The 26564-nt window shown below is 69.9% G+C and carries 23 protein-coding genes; 13 read left to right on the top strand and 10 right to left on the bottom strand.

Features of this window, described 5'->3' with window-relative positions; all coding sequences use genetic code 11:
• Positions 1 to 2 precede the first annotated feature (2 nt).
• Both OG329_RS10105 and OG329_RS10100 read left to right on the top strand, forming a co-directional pair.
• A complete protein-coding gene (locus OG329_RS10105) occupies positions 3 to 1616 on the top strand; it encodes an ABC transporter permease (protein ID WP_405794256.1) in 1614 nt (537 codons plus the stop codon).
• A 5-nt stretch (positions 1617 to 1621) separates the two neighbouring features.
• Positions 1622 to 2704, top strand: coding sequence for an ABC transporter ATP-binding protein (locus tag OG329_RS10100; protein ID WP_405801748.1), 1083 nt, complete (start codon positions 1622 to 1624; stop codon positions 2702 to 2704).
• A 28-nt stretch (positions 2705 to 2732) separates the two neighbouring features.
• On the opposite strand, the gene OG329_RS10095 is transcribed toward OG329_RS10100, so the two are convergent.
• The 5 genes from OG329_RS10095 to OG329_RS10075 all read right to left on the bottom strand — a co-directional run bounded on the left by OG329_RS10095 (position 2733) and on the right by OG329_RS10075 (position 7974).
• A complete protein-coding gene (locus tag OG329_RS10095; protein WP_405794254.1) occupies positions 2733 to 3911 on the bottom strand; it encodes an LOG family protein in 1179 nt (392 codons plus the stop codon).
• A gap of 59 nt (positions 3912 to 3970) precedes the next feature.
• Complete coding sequence (locus OG329_RS10090; RefSeq protein WP_405794253.1) at positions 3971 to 5128, bottom strand: hypothetical protein; 1158 nt, start codon at positions 5126 to 5128, stop codon at positions 3971 to 3973.
• Positions 5110 to 5838 carry an ABC transporter ATP-binding protein gene (locus OG329_RS10085; RefSeq protein ID WP_405794252.1) on the bottom strand — a complete coding sequence of 243 codons (729 nt, stop codon included), beginning with the start codon at positions 5836 to 5838 and terminating at the stop codon, positions 5110 to 5112. The genes OG329_RS10090 and OG329_RS10085 overlap by 19 nt, the downstream gene beginning before the upstream one ends.
• A 259-nt stretch (positions 5839 to 6097) precedes the next feature.
• Entirely contained in the window at positions 6098 to 7477 is a 1380-nt protein-coding gene (locus tag OG329_RS10080; protein ID WP_405794250.1) for an aspartate aminotransferase family protein, read from the bottom strand.
• Positions 7462 to 7974 carry an Lrp/AsnC family transcriptional regulator gene (locus OG329_RS10075; protein ID WP_405794249.1) on the bottom strand — a complete coding sequence of 171 codons (513 nt, stop codon included), beginning with the start codon at positions 7972 to 7974 and terminating at the stop codon, positions 7462 to 7464. The genes OG329_RS10080 and OG329_RS10075 overlap by 16 nt, the downstream gene beginning before the upstream one ends.
• 174 nt (positions 7975 to 8148) lie before the next feature.
• Between OG329_RS10075 and OG329_RS10070 the strand changes: the two genes are divergently transcribed.
• Together OG329_RS10070 and OG329_RS10065 are read left to right on the top strand one after the other, a co-directional pair.
• Complete coding sequence (locus OG329_RS10070) at positions 8149 to 9597, top strand: gamma-aminobutyraldehyde dehydrogenase (protein ID WP_405801747.1); 1449 nt, start codon at positions 8149 to 8151, stop codon at positions 9595 to 9597.
• A 155-nt stretch (positions 9598 to 9752) separates the two neighbouring features.
• Positions 9753 to 10298, top strand: coding sequence for an HXXEE domain-containing protein (locus tag OG329_RS10065; protein ID WP_405794248.1), 546 nt, complete (start codon positions 9753 to 9755; stop codon positions 10296 to 10298).
• A 142-nt stretch (positions 10299 to 10440) separates the two neighbouring features.
• On the opposite strand, the gene OG329_RS10060 is transcribed toward OG329_RS10065, so the two are convergent.
• Both OG329_RS10060 and OG329_RS10055 read right to left on the bottom strand, forming a co-directional pair.
• Positions 10441 to 11157 (bottom strand): glycerophosphodiester phosphodiesterase, encoded by a 717-nt coding sequence (locus OG329_RS10060; protein WP_405801745.1) that lies wholly within the window; start codon positions 11155 to 11157, stop codon positions 10441 to 10443.
• Between the two features lie 47 nt (positions 11158 to 11204).
• Positions 11205 to 12230 carry an adenosine deaminase gene (locus OG329_RS10055; protein WP_405794247.1) on the bottom strand — a complete coding sequence of 342 codons (1026 nt, stop codon included), beginning with the start codon at positions 12228 to 12230 and terminating at the stop codon, positions 11205 to 11207.
• Between the two features lie 161 nt (positions 12231 to 12391).
• Between OG329_RS10055 and OG329_RS10050 the strand changes: the two genes are divergently transcribed.
• Complete coding sequence (locus OG329_RS10050; RefSeq protein ID WP_405794245.1) at positions 12392 to 13129, top strand: hypothetical protein; 738 nt, start codon at positions 12392 to 12394, stop codon at positions 13127 to 13129.
• Between the two features lie 78 nt (positions 13130 to 13207).
• Here the strand turns inward: OG329_RS10050 and OG329_RS10045 are convergent, their stop codons facing one another.
• Positions 13208 to 13768 carry an NADAR family protein gene (locus OG329_RS10045; RefSeq protein WP_405801743.1) on the bottom strand — a complete coding sequence of 187 codons (561 nt, stop codon included), beginning with the start codon at positions 13766 to 13768 and terminating at the stop codon, positions 13208 to 13210.
• Positions 13769 to 13995: 227 nt separating this feature from the next.
• Between OG329_RS10045 and OG329_RS10040 the strand changes: the two genes are divergently transcribed.
• The 8 genes from OG329_RS10040 (at position 13996) to OG329_RS10005 (ending at position 24022) form a co-directional block, all read left to right on the top strand.
• Complete coding sequence (locus OG329_RS10040) at positions 13996 to 15576, top strand: gamma-aminobutyraldehyde dehydrogenase (protein ID WP_405794244.1); 1581 nt, start codon at positions 13996 to 13998, stop codon at positions 15574 to 15576.
• Positions 15577 to 15614: 38 nt separating this feature from the next.
• Positions 15615 to 16862, top strand: a complete 1248-nt coding sequence (locus tag OG329_RS10035) for a PotD/PotF family extracellular solute-binding protein (RefSeq protein ID WP_405794242.1) — start codon at positions 15615 to 15617, stop codon at positions 16860 to 16862.
• 98 nt (positions 16863 to 16960) lie between these two features.
• Entirely contained in the window at positions 16961 to 18127 is a 1167-nt protein-coding gene (locus OG329_RS10030) for an ABC transporter ATP-binding protein (RefSeq protein WP_405794240.1), read from the top strand.
• The gene (locus OG329_RS10025) at positions 18124 to 19068 is read left to right on the top strand and encodes an ABC transporter permease (protein WP_405794239.1); all 945 of its coding nucleotides are present in this window, start codon (positions 18124 to 18126) and stop codon (positions 19066 to 19068) included. The genes OG329_RS10030 and OG329_RS10025 overlap by 4 nt, the downstream gene beginning before the upstream one ends.
• Positions 19068 to 19862: an ABC transporter permease gene (locus tag OG329_RS10020; RefSeq protein WP_405794237.1), complete on the top strand. Its 795-nt coding sequence runs from the start codon at positions 19068 to 19070 to the stop codon at positions 19860 to 19862. Before OG329_RS10025 ends, OG329_RS10020 begins: the two co-directional genes overlap by 1 nt.
• Before the next feature lie 25 nt (positions 19863 to 19887).
• Positions 19888 to 21303: an NAD(P)/FAD-dependent oxidoreductase gene (locus tag OG329_RS10015; protein ID WP_405794235.1), complete on the top strand. Its 1416-nt coding sequence runs from the start codon at positions 19888 to 19890 to the stop codon at positions 21301 to 21303.
• A gap of 187 nt (positions 21304 to 21490) precedes the next feature.
• On the top strand, positions 21491 to 22024 hold the full coding sequence (locus OG329_RS10010) for a hypothetical protein (protein ID WP_405801742.1): 534 nt from the start codon (positions 21491 to 21493) through the stop codon (positions 22022 to 22024).
• A 210-nt stretch (positions 22025 to 22234) separates the two neighbouring features.
• Positions 22235 to 24022, top strand: coding sequence for a chitinase (locus OG329_RS10005; RefSeq protein WP_405794233.1), 1788 nt, complete (start codon positions 22235 to 22237; stop codon positions 24020 to 24022).
• A 34-nt stretch (positions 24023 to 24056) separates the two neighbouring features.
• Here OG329_RS10005 and OG329_RS10000 read toward each other — a convergent pair whose 3' ends face one another.
• Together OG329_RS10000 and gabT are read right to left on the bottom strand one after the other, a co-directional pair.
• Positions 24057 to 24665 (bottom strand): phosphatase PAP2 family protein, encoded by a 609-nt coding sequence (locus tag OG329_RS10000; protein ID WP_405794232.1) that lies wholly within the window; start codon positions 24663 to 24665, stop codon positions 24057 to 24059.
• Between the two features lie 440 nt (positions 24666 to 25105).
• Positions 25106 to 26440, bottom strand: a complete 1335-nt coding sequence (gene gabT, locus OG329_RS09995) for a 4-aminobutyrate--2-oxoglutarate transaminase (RefSeq protein ID WP_405794230.1) — start codon at positions 26438 to 26440, stop codon at positions 25106 to 25108.
• Positions 26441 to 26564 lie beyond the last annotated feature (124 nt).

Raw genomic sequence — 26564 nt, 5'->3', positions numbered from 1 at the left:
TCATGGCCGTGCCCGTCGCGTTCTTCGCGGTCTTCTTCGCCTACCCCGTCGCCGCGATCGTCGGTCGCGGGCTGAAGGCGGACGGCGCCTGGCACTGGGGCCGGTTCGAGGACGTGCTGAGCCGGCCCGACATCGGTCAGGTGCTCTGGTTCACGACGTGGCAGGCCGCGGTCTCCACCGTCCTCACCCTGTTGATCGCACTCCCCGGTGCCTACGTCTTCGCGCGCTTCGAGTTCCCCGGCAAACAGCTCCTGCGCGCCGTCGTGACCGTGCCGTTCGTCCTGCCTACCGTCGTGGTCGGCACGGCGTTCCTCGCGCTGCTGGGGCGCGGCGGGCTGCTCGACGAACTGTGGGGCGTGCGGGCGGACACGACGGTCTGGGCGATCCTCCTCGCGCATGTCTTCTTCAACTACGCGGTGGTCGTCCGCACTGTGGGCGGCCTCTGGGCGCAACTCGACCCGCGCCAGGAGGAGGCCGCGCGGGTACTCGGCGCAGGGCGGCTCGCGGCGTGGTGGCGCGTGACGCTGCCCGCGCTGGGCCCCGCCGTCGCCGCCGCGGCGCTGATGGTCTTCCTCTTCACCTTCACCTCTTTCGGCATCGTCCAGATCCTGGGCGGTCCGGCCTACTCCACCCTGGAGGTGGAGATCTACCGGCAGACCGCGCAACTGCTCGACCTGCCCACCGCCGCCGTTCTGACGATGGTGCAGTTCGCCGCCGTCGGCGCGATTCTGGCGCTGCACGCCTGGACCGTACGCAGGCGGGAGACCGTCCTGAGACTGGTCGACCCCGCGCAGACGGTGCGCAGGCCGCACGGAGGCGGTCAGTGGGCGCTGCTCGCCGGCGTGCTCGGCACTGTCCTCCTGCTGATTCTGCTGCCCCTCGGCGTGCTGATCGAGCGCTCGCTCGACGGCCCGGCCGGGTACGGCTTCGACTACTACCGGGCGCTCCGTTCGGTGGAGGCGAGCGGCGGCACCTTCCTCGTACCGCCGCTGGAAGCGGTCTGGAACTCCCTGCGCTACGCGCTGACGGCGACGGTCATCGCTTTGGTCGTGGGCGGCCTGGCGGCTGCCGCTCTGACCCGGCGCGCGGGGCGCCTCGTACGGGGCTTCGACGCGCTGCTGATGCTTCCGCTGGGCGTTTCCGCCGTGACCGTCGGCTTCGGGTTCCTGATCACGCTCGACAAGCCGCCGCTGGACCTGCGGGCGTCGTGGATCCTGGTGCCGCTCGCCCAGGCGTTGGTGGGGGTCCCCTTCGTCGTACGGGTCATGCTTCCCGTACTGCGGGCCGTGGACGGGCGGTTGCGCGAGGCCGCGGCCGTTCTCGGGGCCTCGCCGTCGCGTGTGTGGCGGGAGGTCGATCTGCCGATGGTGCGGCGGGCGGTGCTGGTGGCCGCCGGATTCGCCTTTGCCGTCTCGCTCGGCGAGTTCGGTGCCACGGTCTTCATCGCGCGGCCGGACCGGCCGACGCTGCCGGTGGCTGTCGCGCGACTGCTGGGGCGGCCCGGGGATCTCAATTACGGGCAGGCGATGGCGCTGAGCACGGTGCTGATGGTGGTGTGCGCCGTGTCGCTGCTGGTGCTCGAACGTATTCGTACCGACCGTTCCGGAGAGTTCTGATGGCCCTGCTCAGTCTTGAGGACGTGACCGTGCGATTCGGGCGGCGTACGGCGCTCGACGCGGTGGATCTGGAGATCGCCGCGCATGAAATCGTCTGCGTGCTGGGGCCGAGCGGCAGCGGCAAGTCCACCTTGCTGCGCGTTGTCGCCGGCCTTCAGCCGCCGGACGCCGGACGGGTGCTGCTGGAGGACACCGACCAGGCGGGGGTGCCCGTGCACCGGCGCGGCGTAGGGCTGATGTTCCAGGACCACCAGCTCTTTCCACAGCGTGACGTCGGCGGCAACGTCGCCTTCGGGCTGCGCGTCCGGGGCGAGTCGCGCGGCGAACAGCGGCGACGTGTAGCCGAGTTGCTTGACCTCGTCGGCCTGCCAGGCGCGCAGAGCCGCGCCGTCGCCGCCCTGTCCGGCGGTGAGCAACAGCGCGTGGCACTGGCACGGGCGCTCGCCCCTCGGCCCCGGCTGCTCATGCTCGACGAACCGCTCGGCCAGCTCGACCGGAGTCTGCGCGAGCGCCTGGTCGTGGAACTGCGCGCCGTGTTCGGTCAGTTGGGTACGACGGTGCTCGCCGTCACGCACGACCAGGGGGAGGCGTTCGCGCTCGCCGACCGGGTGGTGGTGATGCGCGACGGACGCGTCGCCCAGACCGGCACGCCGGTGGAGGTCTGGCAGCGCCCCGCCTCCGCGTTCGTGGCGCGTTTTCTGGGCTTCGACAATGTCGTGGCGGCCACGGTGGAGGGCGACGTCGCCGATACCCCCTGGGGCAAGATGCCGGTGCCCACCGGCTCGCCGCAGGGCCCGCGCACGCTGCTGGTGCGTCCCACCGGGGTAAGGCTCGGCGCACCCGAGGAAGGACTGCGCTGCACCGTCGGGGCGCGCACCTTCCGCGGCAGCCACGTCGCCGTCCTGCTGCGCCCCGCCGACGGGCCGGAGGTCGAGGCGGAGTGCGGCCTGCGCGACGTACCCGACGAGGGAGCGACAGTAGGGGTGCGCTTCACCACCGAGGATGTGGTGGTCCTGGACGAGCGAGAGGCGGACTCGACCGATGCCGCGAAGGGCGCGGCCCCAACAGGCGGCAACGGGGCCGGCTGACGACGCGTCGCCCGACGTGCCGGGCCGGTCAGCGGGCGAGCCGGGCCAGGGCTTTTGGGGCCTCGGCCACCGAGTCGACGAGCGCGATGCGCGATTCCATCGAGCGCTCCCGCGCCAGCGATGTCAGCAGCGGCCAGGCCGGCAGCCGCTCGGTCCAGTGCACGCGGTCCACGAGGACCATGGGCGTCGGCTCACCGCGGGACTCGTAGCAGTTCGGTGTCGCGTTGTCGAAGACCTCCTGGACGGTGCCCGCGGCACCGGGCAGGAAGATGACGCCGGCATTGCAGCGGGCGAGCAGACCGTCCTCGCGAGTCGCGTTGGCGAAGTACTTCGCTATGTGGCCGGCGAAGGCGTTGGGCGGTTCGTGGCCGTAGAACCACGTGGGGATGCCCACGGAGCCGGCACCCCCGGGCCAGCGGCCCCGTATCTCGAAGGCGGCACGCGCCCAGTCGCAGATCGACGGGCTGAATGACGGTGTCTTGGCGAGGATTTCGAGTGCCTCGTCCAGCATCTCGTCCGGATGCGCGGCGGCGTACGCGCCGAGGTTGGCGGCCTCCATGGCGCCGGGGCCACCGCCGGTCGCGACCGTCAGCCCCGCACGGGCCAGCTCGCGGCCGAGGCGCGCCGCCCCCGCGTACGCCTCCGTGCCCCGTGCCATGGCGTGGCCGCCCATCACACCGACGACCCGTGCGCCGACGAGGAGTTCGTCCAGGGCGTCCGAGATCGCGTCGTCATGGACCGAGCGGAGCATCGAGGAGAGTATGTCGCCGTCGGCCTTGGTTCGTTGGAACCACGCGTAGGCGAGGGCGTCGGGAGTCGCCTCGTACCCGCCCTCGTCCAGCCCTGCGAACAGTTCGTCGGGCGAGTAGAGCAGGCCCCGGTACGGGTCGAACGGAAGGTGGGGGACGGGCGGGAAGACCATGGCTCCGTCGGCCCGTATCTTCGCCGCGGCGTCCGGTGTCATCGGGCAGCCGAGGAAGACGGTTTCGGAGGTGTCGGCGGACAGCAGCGCGAGCGTACGGTCCGTCAGATCGACCGACTGGATCCGGAAGCCGCTGAGCGTCCCGCCCATGACCACCCGGTCGAACTCGTCGAGGGATTCGATCTCTCGGTCCAGGCCGTCCGCCCGGTGCTCCCAAGGCCCCCGGGGGTTCCGCGCCGTTGCCTGTCGTGCCTCATGTCCGTCGTGTCCCTCGCCGTACGCCATGCGGACACGATAGGCGCCCTTGTGCGGACGGGGAGCGGGAGTTCGGGATCGCGGCCGGTTCAGCCCGCGAGCGGTACGGCGGCCAGTGCGGCGATCACCCACGTCAGCGGTCCGAAGACGGCGAGCAGCGCGCCCGCCCGCAACGCGGCGGCGGTACGTAGGAGCCCCGTGGGGGCGCCCACGCGCACCAGCGCCGCCGTTGTGTCGGTGCGGGCGTGCTTGGCCTCCAGGAGCGCCGTCAGCAGCGTCGCGACGGTGCAGCCCACGACGAGCGTGGCGCCGAGCCCGGTGAGCGGCCCGAACGGGCGCGGGTCCCCGGGGCCGTACAACGCCGCGGCCGCGAACCCGCCGGAGATCACCGCGCAGACCACACCGAGCGGGCGGCCGATGCGCACCGCCTCGTCCATCAGGATCCGCCCCGCGAGCAGCCGGACCGCGCCGGGGCGCAGCATCTGGAGGAGCCGGCCGCAGAGATACGCGATGCCGGGGCCCGCCAGGGCCAGGCCCAGCGCCGTCAGCGACCAGCCGGCCAGGACTCCGGCCGGGCTGCCTTCGAAACGTCCCGGCATCGGTAGTGGTGACCCGGAGCCGCCCCGGCTCGCGTAGGTCTCGACGGCGAGCCCCGCCGCGGTGAGGGCAACACCCCAAGGGAGCCCCGACGGGGCGGGCTTGGGCGCCGCGGGCCGCGCGGGGTCGGTGCGGTCGGCCGGCCCCGTCCTGCGCGGACGCAGGGCGAGTGCGGTGGCCACGCTGGCGAGAACAGGTACGACGGCGAGCAGCGTGAGTGCGGCGGCCAGGGGCAGCGGCTGTCCGGCGCCCAGCAGATCGGCCGCGGCGCCGTCGAAGGGGAGCCCCGTGAGGTCGCCGCGCAGATGAAGGAAGAACAGCAGCGCCACCATGCTGCCGAGGGTGCAGGACAGAGTGGTCGACGCGGCTGCCAGCGCGGTGAGCTGCGCCGGGCCGAGGCCGACCGCCGAGAGACCCGAACGTGGCCGGGTGCTCGGGTCCGTACGGGCCACGGCGACCGCGAACTGCACCGTCGCGGCGAGTGGGAGCACGCACCACAGCAGACGCAGCAGTGATCCGGCCGGATGGTTCATGGCCCAGCCCAGCGTGCACAGCAGGAGGAAGCCGACCCCCGCCGACGCCGCGGCGACCAGCAGCCTGCGCAGCAGGACCAAGGGGTGGCTGCCACGGGCTAGACGGAGAGCGAGCACGCTGCCTGGCCTTCCGCCTCGGTCGGCCCCAGGGCGCCCACGCGGCGGCCGTCGATCAGGGTGACGGTGCGGTCGGCGAGCGTCGCGACCTCGTCGTCGAGGGTGGCGAGGATGACGGTGATGCGGTGCGAGCGTGCCGCGGTCGTCAGCGTGCGAAGCACCTGTGCGCGGTCGGCGGCGTACAGCGGCGCCGTCGGCTCGTCGGCGAAGACCACGGAGGGGGTGCTGACCAGCGCGCGGGCGACGGCGACGCGCTGACGCTGCGACTGGAGCAGGGCGTGCGGACGCTTACGGGCGCACATCCCGATGTCGAGCCGCTCCAGCCACTCCATGGCCGCCGCCTTCGCCGCGCGGCGGGACGAACCGCGCAGAAGCAGCGGCAGAGCCGCGTTCTCCCACGCCGTCAGCTCCGGGACCAGGACCGGATCGGAGTCGATCCAGCCGAAACGGTCGCGCCGGAGCCGTTCACGCAGCGACGGGGGCATCGTGTGGACGGCGGTGCTGTTGAACCAGACCTCGCCCTCCCTGGGGACGAGCTGGCCCGAGAGACAGCGCAGCAGGGTCGTCTTGCCACTGCCGCGCGCGCCGCTGACGGCAAGGATCTCGCCCTCGCGCACACCGAGCGAGACGCCGCTGAGCGCGGGTGAGCCGTTGTGCGAGTGGTGCAGAGAACGCGCCCAGAGCACGTCGTTGTCCGGCGGGGCAACCATGGCGTACACCTCGGTTCGGATCAGGCTCGGTTCAGAGATGACGTACCGCGCCCCGTCCGGGGGAACGAAGGCGAAGCCGATCGGTCAGTGCACCGTAAAGATCGGGAACGAGGTGTGTGGACAGCACGCGGCCCGGGTGCCCCCTTTGCACTCGAACGGGGGCACTCGGGCCGTCATGCAGATGACACACGGGGCGGGGCTCACGGGGCGGCGTACGTCGCCCCGTAGGAGCCGTACACCGCCCCGTACGCCGCGGAGATCAGAGCTTCGTCCAAGCCTCCGTCAGCACGGTCCGCAGGATCTGCTCGATCTCGTCGAACGTCGACTGGTCGGAGATCAGCGGCGGCGCCAACTGCACGACCGGGTCGCCGCGGTCGTCGGCACGGCAGTACAGCCCGCTGTCGTAAAGCGCCTTGGAGAGGAAGCCGTACAGGACGCGCTCCGTCTCCTCGTCCGTGAACGACTCCTTGGTGACCTTGTCCTTGACCAGCTCGATGCCGTAGAAGAAGCCGTTGCCCCGTACGTCGCCGACGATCGGCAGGTCGTGGAGCTTGCGCAGCGTCGAGAAGAAGGCGTCCTCGTTGTCCAGGACATGCTGGTTGAGGCCCTCCCGCTCGAAGATGTCGAGGTTGGCGAGACCGACCGCCGCGGAGACCGGATGGCCGCCGAAGGTGTAGCCGTGCAGGAAGGTGTTGTCACCTTCGTAGAAGGGCTCGGCGAGACGGTCGGAGATGATGCACGCGCCGATCGGTGAGTAGCCCGACGTCATGCCCTTGGCGCAGGTGATCATGTCCGGTACGTAGCCGAACTTGTCGCAGCCGAACATCGTGCCGAGCCGGCCGAAGGCACAGATGACCTCGTCCGAGACGAGCAGGACGTCGTACTGGTCGCAGATCTCCCGCACCCGCTGGAAGTAGCCCGGCGGGGGCGGGAAACAGCCACCCGCGTTCTGCACCGGCTCCAGGAAGACGGCGGCGACCGTCTCCGCGCCTTCGAAGAGGATCTCCTGCTCGATCTGGTCGGCGGCCCAGCGGCCGAAAGCCTCCGGGTCGTCGCCGTAGAGCGGGGCGCGGTAGATGTTGGTGTTGGGCACCTTGTGGGCGCCGGGGACCAGCGGCTCGAACGGGGCCTTCAGCGCGGGCAGTCCGGTGATGGACAGGGCCCCCTGCGGCGTGCCGTGGTAGGCGACGGCGCGTGAGATGACCTTGTACTTGGTGGGCTTGCCCGTCAGCTTGAAGTACTGCTTGGCGAGCTTCCAGGCTGTCTCGACCGCCTCGCCGCCGCCGGTAGTGAAGAAGACCTTGTTGAGGTCCCCGGGCGCGTAGTGGGCCAGTCGCTCGGCGAGTTCGATCGCCTTCGGGTGGGCGTAGGACCACACGGGGAAGAAGGCGAGCTCCTGGGCCTGCTTGTAGGCCGTCTCGGCCAACTCATGGCGCCCGTGGCCCGCGTTGACCACGAACAGGCCGGAGAGGCCGTCCAGGTAGCGCTTGCCCTTGTCGTCGTAGATGTAGGTGCCCTCACCACGCACGATGGTGGGCACGGGTGCGTTCTCGTACGACGACATGCGGGTGAAATGCATCCACAGGTGGTCGTAAGCGGTTTTGGAGAGGTCCTTGCTCACGGCTATCGGGTTCCCCACATGTAGGTCTGCTTCTTCAACTTGAGGTAGACGAAGCTCTCGGTGGAGCGCACGCCGGGGAGCGCGCGGATCCGTTTGTTGATGACGTCCAGCAGGTGGTCGTCGTCCTCGCAGACGACCTCCACCATCAGGTCGAAGGAGCCCGCGGTCATCACCACGTACTCGCACTCGTCCATGGCCGTCAGCGCGTCGGCCACGGAGTCGAGGTCGCCCTCGACGTTGATGCCGACCATCGCCTGGCGCCGGAAGCCGACAGTCAGCGGGTCGGTCACGGCCACGATCTGCATGACCCCTTGGTCGAGCAGCTTCTGGACGCGCTGGCGTACGGCTGCCTCGGAGAGGCCGACGGCCTTACCGATCGCGGCGTAGGGGCGCCGTCCGTCCTCCTGAAGCTGTTCGATGATCGCGAGGGACACGGAGTCGATCGCCGGCGACGATCCGTTCCCGTGCCCGTTCCTGGGGTCTGCGCTACGACTGGCCACGAGCTCACTGTGCACCGCGACTCGTCTGTCTTGCAACCCTTCAGCGATGAAATTCGTTGTGTGAAGGTCGAAATATGACTGAATCCGAAGTTGAGAGGCGTCGGGTCTGTCGAAAGCGTCGGCGGAACGCTTAGGGTGGGTGTCTCACCCATCGGACATCCGGCATGACTTCTGTAAGGAGGGGTGGCAGTGACCACCGAGCTGCGCCGTCTGCGTAACTACATCAACGGGGAGTTCCGGGACGCGGCCGACGGGCGGACCATCGAGGTGGTCAACCCGGCCACGGGCGACGCCTACGCCACGTCCCCGCTTTCCGGCCAGGCCGACGTCGACGCCGCCATGGAGGCCGCCGCCGCGGCGTTCCCGGCGTGGCGCGACACCACCCCGGCCGAGCGTCAGAAGGTGATGCTCAAGATCGCGGACGCGATCGAGGAGCGCGCCGAGGACCTGATCGCCGCCGAGTCGGAGAACACCGGCAAGCCGCTCGAACTGACCCGCACCGAAGAGATCCCGCCGATGGTGGACCAGATCCGTTTCTTCGCGGGTGCGGCGCGGATGCTGGAAGGCCGCTCGGCCGGCGAGTACATGGACGGTTTCACCTCCATCGTGCGGCGTGAGCCGGTGGGCGTCTGCGCGCAGGTCGCACCGTGGAACTACCCGATGATGATGGCCGTGTGGAAGTTCGCCCCGGCGCTCGCGGCGGGCAACACCGTCGTGCTGAAGCCGTCGGACACCACCCCCGCCTCCACGCTGCTGATGGCGGAGATCATCGGCGCCATCGCACCCAAGGGCGTCTTCAACGTCATCTGCGGCGACCGCGACAGCGGGCGCACGATGGTCGAGCACGCCACTCCGGCGATGGTCTCGATCACCGGCTCCGTACGGGCCGGGATGCAGGTCGCCGAGTCCGCCTCCAGGGACGTCAAGCGCGTGCATCTGGAGTTGGGCGGCAAGGCGCCCGTCGTGGTCTTCGAGGACCTCGACAGCGAGGCGATCGCCAAGGCCGTCGAGGACATCTCGGTGGCCGGCTTCTTCAACGCCGGGCAGGACTGTACGGCGGCGTGCCGCGTCCTGGTGCACGAGTCGATCCACGACGAGTTCGTGACGGAGCTGGCCAAGGCCGCCGCCGAGACCAGGACGGGGGGTCCCGACGACGAGGACGTGCTGTACGGGCCGCTGAACAACGCGAACCAGCTCAAGCACGTGTCGGGCTTCATCGAGCGGCTGCCGGCCCATGCCAAGGTCGAGGCGGGCGGTCACCGGGTCGGCGACAAGGGGTACTTCTACGCGCCGACCGTCGTCTCGGGGCTCAAGCAGGACGACGAGATCATCCAGAACGAGGTGTTCGGGCCGGTCATCACGGTCCAGTCGTTCTCGGACGAGGCGCAGGCACTGGAGTACGCGAACGGGGTCGAGTTCGCCCTCGCGTCCTCGGTATGGACGAAGGACCACGGGCGCGCGATGCGCATGTCCAAGAACCTGGACTTCGGGTGCGTGTGGATCAACACGCACATCCTGCTGGTCGCGGAGATGCCGCACGGCGGCTTCAAGAAGTCGGGCTACGGCAAGGACCTGTCGGCGTACGGCTTCGACGACTACACGCGGATCAAGCACGTGATGACGTCGCTCGACGCGTGAGGCGTGCGGGCCGACGGCGGCTTCGTTGGCCCGTCTTGTCGACAACTCGCGAATATGTCGCCCGAGTTGCTTCCCCGGGGCGGGGCGCGGACACACAACTGGTGGTCCATGCCCCGCCCCGTCTGTCGTGGATCGCGTCTGAGAGGGTCGCGGGCATGACCGACATAAGCGTACGCGCCGAAGGGGTGGGCCCCGCGGTGACTCTGGGGCTGCTGGCGGCCTGGATTCTGCACGATGCCGAGGAGCTGGCCACGGGGCCGCGCTGGATCAGTGAGAATCTCCCCGCGCTGCGGGAGCGGTTCCCCGGGGTGCCGGAACCCGTGTGGGGCGCCATGGCCGCAGTCGAACCACGTGAGTTCGCCGTTGCCGTGGGGGTGATGGGCGCCTTCGTCGGCTGCGCCGCTGTCGCGGGGCACCGTACGGGGGGCCGGTCCGGCTTCTACCAGGGGGCGCTGGACGGGTTCGGACTGCACGGTCTGGTGCATCTCGCCCAGGCCGCTGCCGTACGGGGCTACACACCCGGGTCAGTCACGTCGCCGCTGATCGTGGTGCCGTTCACGCTGTGGGCGCGGGGGCGGCTGCGGCGGGCCGGTGTGCTGAAGCCGGCGCGGGTACGCGACGTCACGATGGGCCTGGCCTTGGCCGCAGGCGCCACCGCGGTCTCGCACGCTGTGGCGCGCAGGGTCGTGGGGAGTCGCTGAACTCCGGCCCCGTTCGTGGCAGTTGGGGCGAGACGGGGCGGAGGGAGAGAGACCCGGCCCTTCGGCGGCGCCGACGGCGCGGTCCGTCGCGTCTGCCCGCCTGGCCCCGCCCCGTTCGTCCGCCCCGTCCGGCCCGCCGTCTCTATGCCTTCGGCCGGTCCGGTGTGCCGGTGTGGAGCAGCTTCGCGAGCGTGTCGATGCGGTTGGTGGTGACCGAGTCGGCTCCCGCCCCGATCAGACGTCGCATGCTCCGCCCCGTGTCGGCCGTCCAGGCGGAGACCAGCAGCCCGTCGCGGTGCACCCGTTCCGTCAGCTCCCGACTCACCAGACCGAACCGGTAGTTGAGCCATCGGGGCCGTACCACTTGGAGCAGTACGGGGCGCGGCGGGGCCAGCGACTGCCACGTCATCGCGATCTCGGCGCCTGGGTCGGCGTCACGTACGGCGAGCATCGCCTTGGCGCCGGCGCAGTAGTACACCCGCTCCGCCGCACCGCACTCGCGCACCGTCCCCACCACCGCGCGCACCGTCTCCGTCGTGGCGCCGGGCAGATCGATCATGACGCGCGCGTGCGCCACCGGCTCCGGCGCCAGCAGCACCTCCTGGAGCGTCGGCACGCCGCCCTCTGTCAGAGTGCGCAGCTCGGCGTGGGTGACATCCGCGACCGCCCGGTCGTGTCCCCAGAGCCGTCGCAACGAGGAGTCGTGCAGCAGGACGGGCACCTTGTCGCGTGTGACCCGTACATCGATCTCCACGGCGTCCGCGCCCCGTTCCAGCGCGGAGCGGACCGAGGGAAGGGTGTTCTCACGGACGCGGTACGGATCTCCTCGGTGCCCGACGGCCACGACGGCGCGCGGCAGCGCGGCGTCGGCACCGTCGGCGGCGTCGGCGACGCCCCGTGAGGCCGTCACGCGGTGAGCCACTGCGTCGTGTACGTGTCGATCTCGGCGGTCAGCCGGTCCTTTGCGGCCCGGTCGAGGAACGACGCCTCGACGGCGCCCTTAGCGAGCCCCGCCACCCCCCGCTCGTCCAGCTCCAGCAGCCGCGCCGCGACGGCGTACTCGTTGTTGAGGTCGGTGCCGAACATGGGGGGATCGTCGCTGTTGACCGTCACGAGCACACCGGCGGACACGAGCGTCCTGATCGGGTGCAGTTCGATGTCGCTGACCGCCCGCGTGGCGATGTTGGAGGTGGGGCAGACCTCCAGAGGGACGCGGTTCTCGGCGAGGTACGCCATCAACTCCGCGTCCTGCGCGGAGCTGATGCCATGACCGATCCGTTCGGCGCGCAGGTCCTTCAGCGCGTCCCACACCGTTCCGGGCCCCGTCGTCTCGCCCGCGTGCGGTACGGAGTGCAGCCCCTCGGCGATCGCCCGGTCGAAGTGGTGCTTGAACTGGGGCCGCGGTACGCCCACCTCCGGGCCTCCGAGACCGAAGGACACCAGACCCTCCGGACGGAGGTCGACGGCGAGCCTCAGGGTCTCGTCCGCGGCCTCCGGGCCGGCCTCCCCCGGGATGTCGAAGCACCACCGCAGCACGACCCCGAACTCGGCCTCGGCGGACTTGCGGGCGTCCTCGATCGCCTCCATGAAGGCGACTTCGGGGACACCGCGCCGGGTCGAGCTGAAGGGGGTGATCGTCAGCTCGGCGTAGCGGATGTTCTGCCGGGCCATGTCGCGGGCGATCTCGAACGTCAGCAGCCGGACGTCCTCCGGGGTACGGAGCAGATCGACGACGGAGAGGTAGACGTCGATGAAGTGCGCGAAATCGGTGAAGTCGAAGTAGGCGGCCAGTGCCTCGGGGTCGGTCGGCACCTTCGAACCGGGGTGCCTGGCCGCCAGTTCGGACACGATACGGGGCGAGGCCGAGCCGACGTGATGGACATGCAGCTCTGCCTTGGGCAGCCCCGCGATGAAGGGTTGAAGGTCGGTCATCGGGTCCTCCGCGTGCTGGGCGGCGGCGGGAAGGGCTTCGCCGTCCGCCGGGCAGGACGTCCCCCTGCCCAGGGCTTTACCGGTCGGGGGTCATCGTAGGCGGGGCGCACAACGCGCTCGGCAGAGGCCATAGCATTACGGAATCACGATGGGGGAGGACCATGTCAGACAACAGCGCGCAGCCGCCGGGCGCCAACGAGCCGAGCGACCCGTGGGCGCCGCCGGAGCGCCGGGCGTCGCTGGACAAGCCGGCGCAGGCGCCGAGTCCCGTCCAGGACGCGCCGCCGGCCCGGCCCGTTTACGACCAGCCGACCGTCACGTCGATGCCCGGTGGAGGGCCGCAGCCGGCCGCGCCTGGCACCGGGCCTGTCTCCGGAGCCGTACCGCCGCCGCCGATAGCCCCCGGGGGGCCGGCCCCGACCACTTCCGGCCCGTACGGCTACCCGGGCGCGCCCGCCGCTGCCCCGTACCCCGCCGCCACCCCGTACCCCGGCACGTCCTACCCCGGATACCCGGGATACCCCGGCTATCCGGGATACGGCCAGGTCGGCTGGCAGCCCGGCCCGGCGAACGGCATGGGTGTCGCCGCGATGACGCTCGGCATCCTCTCGATCTGTCTGTTCTGCCTGTACGGCGTCGTCGGCATCGTCCTGGGCATCCTCGCCGTGATCTTCGGCGTCGTCGGCAGGAAGCGCGCCGAGCGGGGTGAGGCCACCAACAGCGGTCAGGCACTCTCCGGGATCATCATGGGCACCATCGGGATCGTCATCGGCGCGGTCGTCATCGGTCTCATCGTCTATGGCATCACCGACGCGATCAACGACGACAACAACGACTACGACTACGACAGCGGCACCGACGGGTACTCCGCCATGCTTCTCGTGGACGCCAACCACTGATCCCCTGGACCCGGCGCGGCTTCGGCGCGCCCGCCCGCGACGCCCTGCTCGTCTCGTGGTGAGGCGGTCGGCGCGACGTCAGTCTCCGGCCGCCTCCGCGCGGAGCCGTTCACGCGCCTGCATCAGGGCGAAGCCCAGCAGATTGAGCCCGCGCCAGCGCGCGGGATCCCCCGCCCGCTCGTCGTCCGCGGTCAGCCCGATGCCCCATATCCGGTCCATCGGGCTGGCCTCGACGAGCACCCGCTCACCGGTGCCCAGCAGATAGTCGCGCAGCCGGTCGTCCTGCCGGAACTTATGGACGCCGCCTTCTACGACGATGGCGAACCGCTCGCGCTCCCACACCGCCTCGTCGAACCCCCGGACCAGCCGCCCGGCCTTCTTGGCCAACGCCGGACCGGACGCGGTCAGAGTCTTCCGCTCGGCCTCCGTGTCGTTGAACAGGCGGGCCTTGGCGGCCATCATCCAGTGCTCCGCCGTCGCGTACTCCACCCCGTCGACCGTGAACGGTGACGGCCACCACTGACTGAGGCAGCTCGCGCCGACAGCGCCGTCCCGCCGCGGTGCGTGCCCCCAGAAGTGCAGATACCTGACCTTCTCGCCGCGACCCGTACGGTCGATCAGCTCGGTAACCGTGATCATCCCCATGCACGCCAGTCTGCCCGCCACCACTGACAGTCCGTATGCCGATCAAGGCGATGCAGCGACACAAGGTCAACCGATTCCGTCGCGTAACCAAAAGGCAACAACGGAATCACTTGTTGGACGCCCCGTGCTCTGTCAGTATCGGCACTCAATTCAAGCCAGAACAACAGTCACGGCCAGGGCGTCGGAACGACTGGGGCGACAGCCACAACACGGAGGGCGCCATGGGCAACCGCTTCCCCGCACAGGACCGTTTCGCGGACGGTGCGCAGTTCATCGACGGGCGGCTGCGTCCCGGCACCTCGGGCCGTACACACGCCGTGATCGACCCGGCGACGGGCGATGAACTGCTCACGTACGAAATGGCGGGGGCCGCCGACGTCGACGCGGCTGTCGCCGCCGCGCTCGCGGCGTATCCCGGCTGGTCCGCCGCCACCCCGGGGGAGCGTTCCGACGCACTGCACCGTTTCGCCGGCGTACTCGCCGAGCGGGCCACGGAATTCGCGGAGGCCGAGTCGCTCCAGTGCGGTAAGCCGATCAAGCTTTCCACGGAGTTCGACGTTCCGGGCACCGTCGACAACGCCGCCTTCTTCGCCGGCGCGGCACGTCATCTGGAAGGCGCGTCGGCGGGGGAGTACAGCGGCGACCACACCTCCTACGTACGCCGCGAGCCGATCGGCGTGGTCGGCTCCATCGCACCCTGGAACTACCCGCTCCAGATGGCCGCCTGGAAGATCCTGCCGGCGATCGCCGCGGGCAACACGATCGTGCTGAAGCCGTCGGAGCTGACGCCCTTCACCTCACTGATGTTCGCCCAGGCGGCACAGGAGGCGGGCATCCCCGACGGCGTCATCAACATCGTCAACGGGGCGGGTGCCGACGCGGGGGAGCGCCTCGTAGGACACCCCGACGTCGTCATGACCTCCTTCACCGGCTCCACCGCCGTCGGCAGGCGCGTCGCCGAGATCGCCACGGCCACCGTCAAGCGGCTGCATCTGGAACTCGGTGGCAAGGCACCGTTCCTGGTCTTCGACGACGCCGACCTCGACGCCGCCGTCCAGGGCGCCGTCGCGGGCTCGCTCATCAACACGGGGCAGGACTGCACGGCCGCCACCCGCGCCTACGTCCAGCGTCCGCTCTACGACGCCTTCGTGAGCGCCGTCGCGGCACTGATGGAGACGGTGCGCCTCGGCGACCCGTTCGCCCCGTCGACCGACATGGGGCCACTGATCTCGCACGCGCACCGCGACCGGGTCGCCGGCATCGTCGACCGGGCGCGCGGATACGCCCGCGTCGTCACCGGCGGCAGCGCGCCCAACGGTCCCGACCTGGCCGGTCACGGGGAGGCCGGCCACGGCCCGCGGGGCGGCGACGTGGCGCCCCGTGGCCTCGCCGACGGCGCGTACTACCGCCCCACCCTCGTCGTGGACGCCGCCCAGGACAGCGAGATCGTCCAGTCGGAGATCTTCGGCCCCGTGCTGGTCGTCCTGCCCTTCGACTCCGACGAGGAGGGCATCCGCCTCGCCAACGACACTCCGTACGGCCTCGCGGCATCCGTCTGGAGCCGCGACGTGTACCGCACGGGGCGCGCCACCCGCGAGATCAAGGCCGGCTGTGTCTGGGTGAACGACCACATCCCGATCATCAGCGAGATGCCGCACGGCGGCTACAAAGCCAGTGGTTACGGAAAAGATATGTCGGCGTACTCGTTCGAGGAGTACACGCAGGTCAAACATGTGATGTACGACAACACCGCGGCGGTCAGGAAGGACTGGCACCGCACCATTTTCGGGGACCGTCTCTAACTCGCCTCACCCTCTCCTCACCCGAAAGGGCACCGCCCATGGAGCAGTACGAGCCAGACCGTCTCTCCGCGGCCCAGATAGCCGCGACGCGTCGCAGCCTCAGTAACGGCAGAGGCGCCCTCAGCCGCCGTTCGCTGCTGCGCGCCACCGGCGCGGGGGCGCTCACGATCGGCGGCGCGGCGGGCCTCGCCGCCTGCGGCATCCCGCCCGCGAAGGGGGAGAGCGGCGGCCCGGCATCCACCGACCACTCGGCGAAGGAGAAGCGCGTCGTCTTCTCCAACTGGACCGAGTACATGGATGTCAGCGAGAACGAGAAGAGCTATCCCACCCTGGAGGCGTTCGCGAAGCGCACCGGGATTCAGGTGAAGTACACGGCGGACATCAACGACAACGTCGAATTCTTCGGCAAGATCCAGCCGCAGCTCGCGGCCGGCCAGGACACGGGGCGCGATCTGATCTGCGTCACCGACTGGCTCGCCGCCCGCATCATCCGGCTCGGCTGGGCGCAGAAGCTCGATCCCGCCAACTTGCCCCACGCGTTCGCGAATCTCTCCCAGCAGTTCCGCTCGCCCGACTGGGATCCGGGGCGCGCATACACCTATCCGTGGACCGGTATCCCCTCCGTCATCGCCTACAACATGAAGGCGACGGGGGGCCGGAAAATCGAGTCCGTCTCCCAACTGCTCGACGACCCGGACCTCAAGGGGCGGGTGTCGTTCCTCTCCGAGATGCGCGACTCCATCGGGCTGACCTTGCTCGACATGGGCAAGGACCCGGCGTCGTTCTCCGACGACGACTTCGACGGGGCCGTCGCCCGTATACAGAAGGCCGTCGACAAGAAGCAGATCCGCCGCTTCACCGGCAACGACTACACGGCGGACCTCAGCAAGGGCGACATCGCGGCGTGCGTCGCCTGGGCCGGCGACATCGTGCAGCTCCAGGCGGACAACCCGGACATCCACTTCGCCATCCCGGAGGCCGGCTACATGATCTCCAGCGACAATCTGCTGGTCCCGGCCAAGGCACGGCACAAGACCAACGCCGAGAAGCTCATCGACCACTACTACGAGCTCCCGATCGCCGCGCAGCTCGCGGCGTACATCAACTACGTCTGCCCCGTCGAGGGCGTCCGTACGGAGCTCGCGAAGATCGACGAGTCGATGGCGTCCAACCCGTTGATCCTTCCGGACGCGGCGATGGCCTCGCAGTCCCACGCCTTCCGCTCGCTGAGCGGTGAGGAAGAGACGGCGTACGAAGAGAAGTTCGCCAAGCTCATCGGCGCCTAGACCACCGGCTCACCGAGCCACCAGGTCGTACGGCCACAGGGGTCCCAGAGGCCCCGTCCGCTCCGCTCCTCTCCTCCCAAGCCCCGGGATCGTTACCCATGACTGAGACCGCATCCACCGACCAGGGCGGCGACGGCGTCCGCCTCAGCGGGATAAGCAAGTCGTACGGCTCCTTCCACGCCGTCAAACCCCTCGACCTCACCGTCCCCGAGGGCTCCTTCTTCGCCCTCCTCGGCGCCTCGGGCTGCGGCAAGACCACCACGCTGCGGATGATCGCCGGCCTGGAGGACCCCACCACCGGATCGGTCTTCCTCGGCGACAAGGACGTCACCGGCCTGCCGCCGCACAGGCGCCCCGTCAACACCGTCTTCCAGAGTTACGCGCTCTTCCCGCACCTCGACATCTACGAGAACGTCGCCTTCGGGCTGCGCCGTCGGGGCGTCAAGTCGGTGAAGAAACAGGTCGGCGACATGCTCGACCTCGTCCAGCTCGGTGACTACGCCAAGCGCAAGCCGCACCAGCTCTCCGGCGGCCAGCAGCAGCGCGTCGCCGTGGCCCGCGCGCTCATCAACCATCCGAAGGTGCTGCTGCTCGACGAGCCCCTGGGCGCGCTCGACCTCAAGCTGCGCCGCCAGATGCAGCTTGAGCTCAAGCGCATCCAGACGGAGGTCGGCATCACCTTCGTGCATGTGACGCACGACCAGGAGGAGGCCATGACGATGGCCGACACGGTCGCGGTGATGAACGCGGGGCGGGTCGAGCAACTGGGCGCGCCGGCGGAGCTGTACGAGAATCCACAGACCACCTTCGTCGCCAACTTCCTCGGCACCTCCAACCTCATCGAGGCGGAGGTCGCGGAGAAGACGGGTGACGAGCTGGTGGTGACGTCGGCGGGCGTGAAGCTGAGGCTGCCCGCCGACCGCTGCACGGCGCGGGTGGCGGACGGCGGTCGGCTGCTCGTCGGCGTACGCCCCGAGAAGATCTCCCTCGCGCACGCGGACGACGAGGGTTCCATCCCCGCGGGCCGCAACCGGATCGCCGGGCGCATCGTCAATTCCAGCTTCATCGGGGTCTCGACCCAGTACGTCATCGACAGCCCCGTATGTGGGGAGTTGGAGGTGTACGCGCAGAACATCGAGCGCGACGGCCGACTCGCTCCCGGTGCCGAGGTGGTCCTGCACTGGAACCCCGCGCACACCTTCGGACTCGACGCCGCCCAGGACATCGACGCGGGCGTCAAGACGGTGGACGAGGAGGGGTCGTGACCGCTACGGCAGCACCACCGGCTCCACCGGTGCCACCCACGCCACCGGTCACCGACGCGCCTGTACGCAAGGGTTCGCGCCGTAAGCGCCTCGTCCCGTACTGGCTGCTGCTCCCCGGCATCCTGTGGCTGCTGATCTTCTTCGCGCTGCCGATGGTCTACCAGGCGTCGACCTCCGTACAGACGGGGTCCCTGGAGAAGGGCTTCGAGGTCACCTGGCACTTCCAGACGTACTGGGACGCGCTCCAGGACTACTACCCGCAGTTCGTGCGCTCCCTGCTGTACGCGGGCACCGCCACGGTCCTGTGTCTGCTGCTGGGCTACCCGCTGGCGTACCTCATCGCCTTCAAGGCCGGCCGCTGGCGCAACCTCCTGCTGGTCCTGGTCATCGCCCCGTTCTTCACGAGCTTCCTGATCCGTACGCTCGCCTGGAAGACGATCCTGGCGGACGACGGGGCCGTGGTCGGGGCGCTGGACGCCCTTCGGGTGCTGGATGTGACCAGTTGGCTCGGCTGGACGGCCGACGACCGCGTCCTGGCCACGCCCATGGCCGTCGTCTGCGGCCTCACGTACAACTTCCTGCCGTTCATGATCCTGCCGCTCTACACCTCGCTGGAGCGCATCGACGGGCGGCTGCACGAGGCGGCCGGAGACCTTTACGCGAGGCTGGCGACGACCTTCCGCAAGGTCACCGTTCCGCTGTCCATGCCCGGCATCGTCTCCGGCACGCTGCTGACCTTCATCCCGGCGAGCGGCGACTACGTCAACGCGGAACTGCTCGGCTCCACCGACACCAAGATGGTCGGCAGCGTGATCCAGAGCCAGTTCCTGCGCGTGCTCGACTATCCGACGGCGGCGGCGCTCTCGTTCATCCTCATGGCGGTCGTACTGGTCGTGGTCACCGTCTACATCCGCCGTTCAGGGACGGAGGACCTGGTCTGATGCGCTGGATCCGACGCAATGTGGTCGTCGTCGCGGGCCTGCTCACGCTCGCGTACATGATCCTGCCGAACCTCGTCGTGATGGTGTTCTCCTTCAACAAGCCGAAGGGGCGCTTCAACTACGCCTGGCAGACGTTCTCGCTGGACGCCTGGAAGGACCCGTGCGGCGTCGCGGACCTCTGCGGATCGCTGACGCTCTCGTTCCAGATCGCCGTCTGGGCGACGATCGGGGCGACCGTCCTCGGCACCATGATCGCCTTCGCGCTGGTCCGCTACCGCTTCCGGGCGCGCGGTGCGATCAACTCGCTGATCTTCCTGCCGATGGCCATGCCCGAGGTCGTGATGGCGGCCTCGCTGCTGACCCTATTCCTGAACATGGGGGCGGAGTTGGGCTTCTGGACCATCCTCATCGCCCACATCATGTTCTGCCTCAGCTTCGTGGTGACAGCCGTCAAGGCGCGGGTCATGTCCATGGATCCGAAGCTGGAGGAAGCGGCGCGAGATCTGTACGCGGGGCCGGTGCAGACCTTCGTACGCGTCACCCTGCCGATCGCCGCACCGGGCATCGCCGCGGGCGCGCTGCTCGCCTTCGCCCTCTCGTTCGACGACTTCATCATCACCAACTTCAACGCCGGCTCGTCCGTCACCTTCCCCATGTTCGTCTGGGGATCGGCACAGCGAGGCACGCCGGTGCAGATCAACGTCATCGGGACTGCGATGTTCGCCATCGCGGTACTGATGGTGATCGGCGGCCAGTTGGTCAGCAACCGGCGCAAGAAAGCCGCCACACCCTGAGCAGGACCCGAAGGAGATGGAAGACATGGCCCCTGGAGCCATGCGTACAGCAGCCGCCTCACTCGCCGACGCGCAGCCCGTCGCCTACTGGCTCGACGATCCGGGCAGGCCGGGCGCGGTGCCCGCGCTCGCGGGCGACGAACGCTGCGACCTGCTCGTCGTCGGCGGCGGCTACAGCGGCCTGTGGACCGCGCTCCTGGCCAAGGAGCGCGACCCGCGCCGCGACGTCGTCCTGATCGAGAGCCGTGAGGTGGGCTGGGCCGCCTCCGGCCGTAACGGTGGCTTCTGCTCCGCCTCCCTCACCCACGGCCTCGCCAACGGGCTCAGCCGCTGGCCCGGCGAGCTGCGGGCGCTGGAGGACCTCGGCGAGAGCAATCTCGACGGCATCGCGTCGGCCGTCGCGCGCTACGCCATCGACTGCGACTTCGAGCGCACCGGCGACATCGCCGTGGCCACCGAGCCGTACCAGCTCGAAGATCTCCGCGAGCTGTACGACGAGGCGACCGCGGCCGGTTTCACCGGTCTGGACCTCCTGGACGGCGACGCGGTCCGCGCGGAGGTCGACTCGCCGACGTTCCTGGGCGGCCTGTGGGACCGGCGTGGCGTCGCCATGCTGAACCCCGCCAGGCTCGCGTGGGGGCTGAAGCGGGCCTGTCTCGGTCTCGGCGTACGGATCTACGAGAACACGCCCGGCCTCGAACTGGCCCGCTCCGGCCCCGGTATGGCCGTCCGCACGCCGTACGGGCGCGTCCTGGCCCGCCATGTCGCGCTCGGTACGAATGTCTTCCCGTCCCTGGTACGACGCGTGCGGCCGTACACGGTGCCCGTCTACGACTACGCCCTGACGACCGAGCCTCTTACGGAGGACCAGCTCGGCGCGGTGGGCTGGAAGCAGCGGCAGGGGCTCAGCGACAGCGCCAACCAGTTCCACTACTTCAGGATCACGGCGGACAACCGCATCCTGTGGGGCGGCTACGACGCGATCTATCCGTACGGAGGACGTCTCGACGCCGCCCTCGACCACCGCCCCGAGACCTATCTCAGGCTCGCCTCGCACTTCTTCGGGTGCTTCCCTCAGTTGGAGGGGCTGCGGTTCAGTCACGCGTGGGGCGGGGCCATCGACACCTGCTCGCGGTTCTCCGCGTTCTTCGGTACGGCGCACGGGGGGCTGGTCGCGTACGCCGCCGGCTACACCGGCCTGGGCGTCGGCGCGACCCGCTTCGGCGCCGACGTGATGCTCGATCTGCTCGCGGGGGAGCGGACGGAGCGTACGGAGCTGGAGATGGTGCGGACGAAGCCGGTGCCCTTCCCGCCGGAGCCGGCCGCCTGGGCCGGTATCGGGCTCACCAAGTGGTCGCTTGCCCGCGCGGACGCCAGGGGCGGACGCCGCAATCTGTGGCTGAAGGCCATGGACCGGGTGGGGCTGGGCTTCGACAGTTGACGTCGGCCGGGCTCCTCCGTACTGAGGGCGCATCGTGGCGGACCTTGGCGCGGACGTTCGCTCGGCTCGGAGTTGATGTGATTCACATCACCACCGACTGCCGGCCCGAACTCGCGTAATGATCCGGCACGACCCCTCTCTCCCTCCGTGGACGCACTGTCCGACAACGTGGAGCGGAGGCCGCATGATGACTGACTCGGGGGCCCACTCGGGGGCGAGGACCGCGCTGGAGTGGCTGGCGTCGGTGGCGCCCGATCCCGACGCCTGCCGGTGGGAATGGGAGCGGAACCCGCACGGGGTCGCTCTCCTCCCCGCAGGGAAGCGCTGGGACGTCCTGATCCTCCCCGGCGAGCTGGGGTATCCGACGCTCGAGGTACTGACCCGGCTGGTGGACCGGCCGGGGCCCGTCCTGGCGGATTTCGGCGACGCACGCCTCGGATTCTTCGTACCGCCGGGCACCGTCGCCCGCTGGATCGGTACGGGGGTACGGGGCGCGGGCGGCGGTACCTGGATCGTCGTCCCGTATCCGGGGCGTACCGGCGGAGGCGTCCGCTGGCTGGTCCCGCCCGACGGCTCGGGCACCCTCACCGACCCGCCGTTGCTGGAACTGGCGATGCACGAGGCGGCGGCCGGGATCGCGGGGGGTGCCGGCGGCGACGGTGCGGGCGGTCGAGGCGGGGGTGAGGGGCGCGGGCGCTGGGAGCCGAGGGCTGAGGGCTGAGGGCTTTGAGCGGAGGGCGGAGGGTGGCCGGCGTGGCCCCGTCACGGTGACGGAGCGCCGGACGGTCCGGTGGGCGGAGCCGTGGGGCGCCAGAGGTCTTGACAACGTGATTGGTCTGGACCATGTTGTGCCCGGCTCGGTCACTCAATTCCGCCATGCCCGGAGGCAGTTGTGGAACGCAACAGACGACCTTCTCGGTACCCCAGATTCGTGGCCGCTCTCGCGGCGGCCGTACTCACCGCCGGCGGCCTCGTCGCGTCGGCCGAGACGGCGCGCGCGGCCGACGCGGACGTCGCCACCAACGGCGGCTTCGAATCCGGTCTCACCGGCTGGAGCTGTACGGGCGGCAGCGGCGCGACCGTCAGCACTCCCGTTCACGGCGGCGCCGCCGCGCTGAAGGCCACGCCGGCGGGCAGCGACAACGCGAAATGCACCCAGACCGTCACGGTGCGACCCGACTCGGCGTACACGCTGAGCGCCTGGGTCCAGGGAAGTTACGTCTACCTCGGAGCCTCGGGCACCGGCACCACCGACGTCTCGACGTGGACCCCGTCCGCGCCGAGTTGGCAGAAACTGACCACCTCGTTCCGCACCGGTCCCGCCACGACGTCCGTCACCCTCTACACCAACGGCTGGTACGGAACCCCCGCCTATTACGTCGACGACCTCAGCCTCGTCGGGCCGGGCGGCGAGACGGGGCAGCCGCCCGCCGTCCCCGCGGGGCTCACGGCCTCGGCGGTCACCGCGTCATCGGTCGGTCTCACCTGGTCGCCCGTGGCGGGCGCCACCGGCTACACGGTGCACCGTGACGGCGCCCCGGACGTGAACGTCACGGCCACGTCCACCACCGTCACCGGACTCAGCCCGGCGACCGCCTACCGCTTCCAGGTGTCGGCGACCAACGCCGCGGGCAGTTCCGCGCGCTCCTCGGCCGTCACCGCCACCACCCAGACCGGCGGCGGAGGCGGCAACGGGGCGGACCTCCCCGCCAACGCGCTGGTCGGCTACCTCCACACCAGCTTCGCCAACGGCTCCGGCTACACCCGCATGTCCGACGTGCCCAACTCGTGGGACGTCATCAACCTCGCCTTCGGCGAGCCGACATCGGTCACCTCGGGCGACATCCGCTTCAGCCTCTGCCCCGTCGCCGAATGCCCCAACGTCGAATCCGCCGCCGAGTTCAAGGCCGCCGTCAAGGCCAAGCAGGCCGCCGGCAAAAAGGTCCTGATCTCGATCGGGGGCCAGAACGGACAGGTCCAGCTCGCCTCGACCGGCGCGCGTGACGCCTTCGTCAGCTCCGTATCCAAGATCATCGACGAGTACGGCCTCGACGGTCTCGACATCGACTTCGAGGGCCACTCGCTCTCCCTCAACAACGGCGACACCGACTTCCGTAACCCCACCAGCCCCGTCATCGTCAACCTGATCTCCGCGGTAAAGAGCCTCAAGGCCAAGTACGGGGCGGACTTCGTGCTCACGATGGCGCCGGAGACGTTCTTCGTACAACTCGGCTACCAGTTCTACGGATCCGGCCCCTGGGGCGGCCAGGACCCGCGCGCCGGCGCGTACCTCCCGGTCATCCACGCCCTGCGCGACGACCTCACCCTGCTGCACGTCCAGGACTACAACTCGGGGCCGATCATGGGGCTCGACAACCAGTACCACACGATGGGCGGCGCCGATTTCCATATCGCGATGACCGACATGCTGCTCACCGGCTTCCCGGTGGCCGGCGACACCACCAAGGTCTTCCCGGCGCTGAACCCGGGCCAGGTCGCGATCGGACTCCCGGCGTCGTCGCAGGCGGGCAACGGCCACACCGCCCCGTCCGAGGTGAACAAGGCCCTGGACTGTCTGACGAAGAAGACCAACTGCGGGTCGTACCAGACACACGGCACATGGCCCACGCTGCGCGGACTGATGACGTGGTCGATCAACTGGGACCGCTTCAACCAGTGGGAGTTCTCGCGGAATTTCGACGCCTACTTCGGAAGCTGAGCCGGGCCGAGCCCGTCAGGCCCGCCCCACCGGGCTACCGGGTGCCCGTCTCCGCGCCGGCGGCCCCGCGGTTGTCGATCCACCGCAGGGCCGCCGCCAACAGGGCCAGCAGCATGCCGCCGAGCAGCCAGCTTCCCAGGACGTCCAGCGGCCAGTGGTAGCCCCGTAGCACCAGTCCGATGCCCGTCGCCGCACTGAGCACCACGGCGACGGGCATCACCCACGGGCGCCCCGTACCTCGCCCCGTACGGGGGCTCAACAGCAGCGCGGCACCGCAGTAGGCGACCATCGCCGTCGCCGTGTGACCGGACGGGTAGTAGCCCGACTCCGCCGTGAGCGGCCCGGGGCGGTCGATCCACAGCTTGAGTGGCATCACGAGAACCGGAACGGCGACCAGGGCCAGCGCGACCGCCACCGCCCGCGCACGGCGCCCCCGCCAGGCCGCGTACACGGCCGCGACGGCCAGGACCGGCATGGCGACCGCCATGCTCCCGAGATCGGCCAGGAACTCCGTCAGTCCGGTGGGGCCGCGCCCGAAGGCGGCGCGGCCCAGGCGCTCGTCGGCGTCACGGAGCGGGCCACCGGCGACGACCTGCCAGGTGACGAGCGCGGAGAGAACGGCGCAGAGCGCGAGCGCCCACACAGGGGCGGAAGATCCGAGGGGGCCGGCGGAGCCGGGGCGCCCGGAGAGGAATGTCGGCCGCCCCGGAACAGGGGGGGTAGTTCCGAGACGGCCGCCGGGACCGGGTCGCCGCGCGCCCCGGGGGGTTTGGGGCGGGCGGCCGTCCGATCGGTGAGGAATTCCGGAGCTGGATGCTCCAGTGCGCCCGAAGACGCGACCAGGACGGTGCTGGGGACGCACCGCCGTGGGATCGCCCGCAGTCTCCTGCGGGCGGGGTGTTTCTCTCATCTGCCGAAACCGTACGTCAGGGCCGTGAGGTCCGACAGCGGGAAGGTGAACCCGCCATCGGCCCCGCACAGCTTCTTCACAGGCCCCGCCCCCGTGACCGGCACCGTACGGGGCGGGGGAGCCGTCTTCGTACGGCCGTGGGACCTCTGTACGGAGGCGGCTCCCACGGACGGTCAGAGTCCGGCGAGCGCCTGCTCCAGAATGTCCAGGCCCTCCGTAAGAAGGTGCTCACCGATCACCAGTGGCGGCAGGAAGCGGAGCACATTGCTGTACGTGCCGGTGGTGAGGACCAACAGCCCTTCCATGTGGCACGCCTTGGCGAGAGCGGCCGTCGCCTCCGGATTCGGTTCCTTGGTGTCCCGGTCCTTGACCAGTTCGAGCGCGAGCATCGCGCCACGGCCCCGCACGTCGCCGATGACGTCGAACTTCTCGGCCATCTCCTTGAGACGAGGCTTCATGATCTCCTCGATGCGCCTGGCCTTCGAGACGAGGTCCAGCTCGCGCATCGTCTCGATCGCACCGAGCGCGGCGGCGCAGGCCACCGGGTTCCCGCCGTACGTACCGCCGAGGCCGCCCGAGTGCGGGGCGTCCATGATCTCCGCGCGGCCCGTGACGGCGGCGAGCGGCAGGCCGCCCGCGATGCCCTTCGCCGTGGTGATCAGGTCGGGTACGACGCCCTCGTCCTCGCACGCGAACCACTGCCCCGTCCGGCAGAAACCGGACTGGATCTCATCGGCCACGAAGACGATGCCGTTGTCCTTGGCGAATTTCGCGATCGCGGGCAGGAAGCCCTTCGCCGGCTCGATGAAGCCGCCCTCGCCGAGCAGCGGCTCGATGACGATCGCCGCGACGTTCGCCGCGCCGACCTGCTTGCTGATCTGATCGATGGCCTGCGCGGACGCCTCGGCGCCCGCGTTCTCCGGGCCTGTCGGCCAGCGGTAGCCGTACGCCACGGGGACACGGTAGATCTCCGGGGCGAACGGACCGAAGCCGTTCTTGTACGGCATGTTCTTCGAGGTCAGCGCCATCGTGAGGTTCGTCCGGCCGTGATAGCCGTGATCGAAGACCACGACCGCCTGCCGCTTGGTGTAGGAGCGGGCGATCTTCACGGCGTTCTCGACGGCCTCGGCGCCCGAGTTGAACAGCGCAGACTTCTTGGCGTGGTCGCCCGGGGTCAGCTCGGCAAGCTGCTCACAGACCTCCACGTAGCCCTCGTACGGCGTGACCATGAAACAGGTGTGGGTGAAGTCGGCGAGCTGGGCCGTGGCGCGGCGTACGACGGCCTCCGCCGAGGAACCGACGGACGTCACGGCGATGCCGGACCCGAAGTCGATGAAGCGGTTGCCGTCCACGTCCTCGACGACGCCACCACTCGCGCGGGCGGCGAAGACGGGCATCACGGACCCCACGCCGGCGGCGACCGTGGCGGTACGTCGGTTCTGCAGCTCCAGCGACTTGGGACCGGGGATCGCGGTGACGACGCGCCGCTCCTGCGGGATTGCGGTCATGAGGGGCTCCTGGGGGTGGTTCCGGACGCTACGTGTCTCGCGTTCTCACATCTGCCTTCACTTCGCAGGCTAGGGGCGGAGGTGGGTGGCGGGCATGCGCCGTTCGGGAGTGTCGCGGGCGTGT

The organism is Streptomyces sp. NBC_01506 (genome assembly GCF_045040295.1).
Taxonomy (GTDB): domain Bacteria; phylum Actinomycetota; class Actinomycetes; order Streptomycetales; family Streptomycetaceae; genus Streptomyces.
This window is presented reverse-complemented; position numbering and strand designations above follow the sequence as displayed.

What these genes read in the sequence shown, in the direction of transcription:
- OG329_RS10105 (WP_405794256.1), top strand. Translation starts at nt 3, where the DNA reads ATGGCCGTGCCCGTCGCGTTCTTCGCGGTCTTCTTCGCCTACCCCGTC.
- OG329_RS10095 (WP_405794254.1), bottom strand. Translation starts at nt 3,911, where the DNA reads ATGGCGTACGGCGAGGGACACGACGGACATGAGGCACGACAGGCAACG.
- OG329_RS10085 (WP_405794252.1), bottom strand. Translation starts at nt 5,838, where the DNA reads ATGGTTGCCCCGCCGGACAACGACGTGCTCTGGGCGCGTTCTCTGCAC.
- OG329_RS10065 (WP_405794248.1), top strand. Translation starts at nt 9,753, where the DNA reads ATGACCGACATAAGCGTACGCGCCGAAGGGGTGGGCCCCGCGGTGACT.
- OG329_RS10055 (WP_405794247.1), bottom strand. Translation starts at nt 12,230, where the DNA reads ATGACCGACCTTCAACCCTTCATCGCGGGGCTGCCCAAGGCAGAGCTG.
- OG329_RS10050 (WP_405794245.1), top strand. Translation starts at nt 12,392, where the DNA reads ATGTCAGACAACAGCGCGCAGCCGCCGGGCGCCAACGAGCCGAGCGAC.
- OG329_RS10045 (WP_405801743.1), bottom strand. Translation starts at nt 13,768, where the DNA reads ATGATCACGGTTACCGAGCTGATCGACCGTACGGGTCGCGGCGAGAAG.
- OG329_RS10040 (WP_405794244.1), top strand. Translation starts at nt 13,996, where the DNA reads ATGGGCAACCGCTTCCCCGCACAGGACCGTTTCGCGGACGGTGCGCAG.
- OG329_RS10035 (WP_405794242.1), top strand. Translation starts at nt 15,615, where the DNA reads ATGGAGCAGTACGAGCCAGACCGTCTCTCCGCGGCCCAGATAGCCGCG.
- OG329_RS10030 (WP_405794240.1), top strand. Translation starts at nt 16,961, where the DNA reads ATGACTGAGACCGCATCCACCGACCAGGGCGGCGACGGCGTCCGCCTC.
- OG329_RS10020 (WP_405794237.1), top strand. Translation starts at nt 19,068, where the DNA reads ATGCGCTGGATCCGACGCAATGTGGTCGTCGTCGCGGGCCTGCTCACG.
- OG329_RS10015 (WP_405794235.1), top strand. Translation starts at nt 19,888, where the DNA reads ATGGCCCCTGGAGCCATGCGTACAGCAGCCGCCTCACTCGCCGACGCG.
- OG329_RS10010 (WP_405801742.1), top strand. Translation starts at nt 21,491, where the DNA reads ATGACTGACTCGGGGGCCCACTCGGGGGCGAGGACCGCGCTGGAGTGG.
- gabT (WP_405794230.1), bottom strand. Translation starts at nt 26,440, where the DNA reads ATGACCGCAATCCCGCAGGAGCGGCGCGTCGTCACCGCGATCCCCGGT.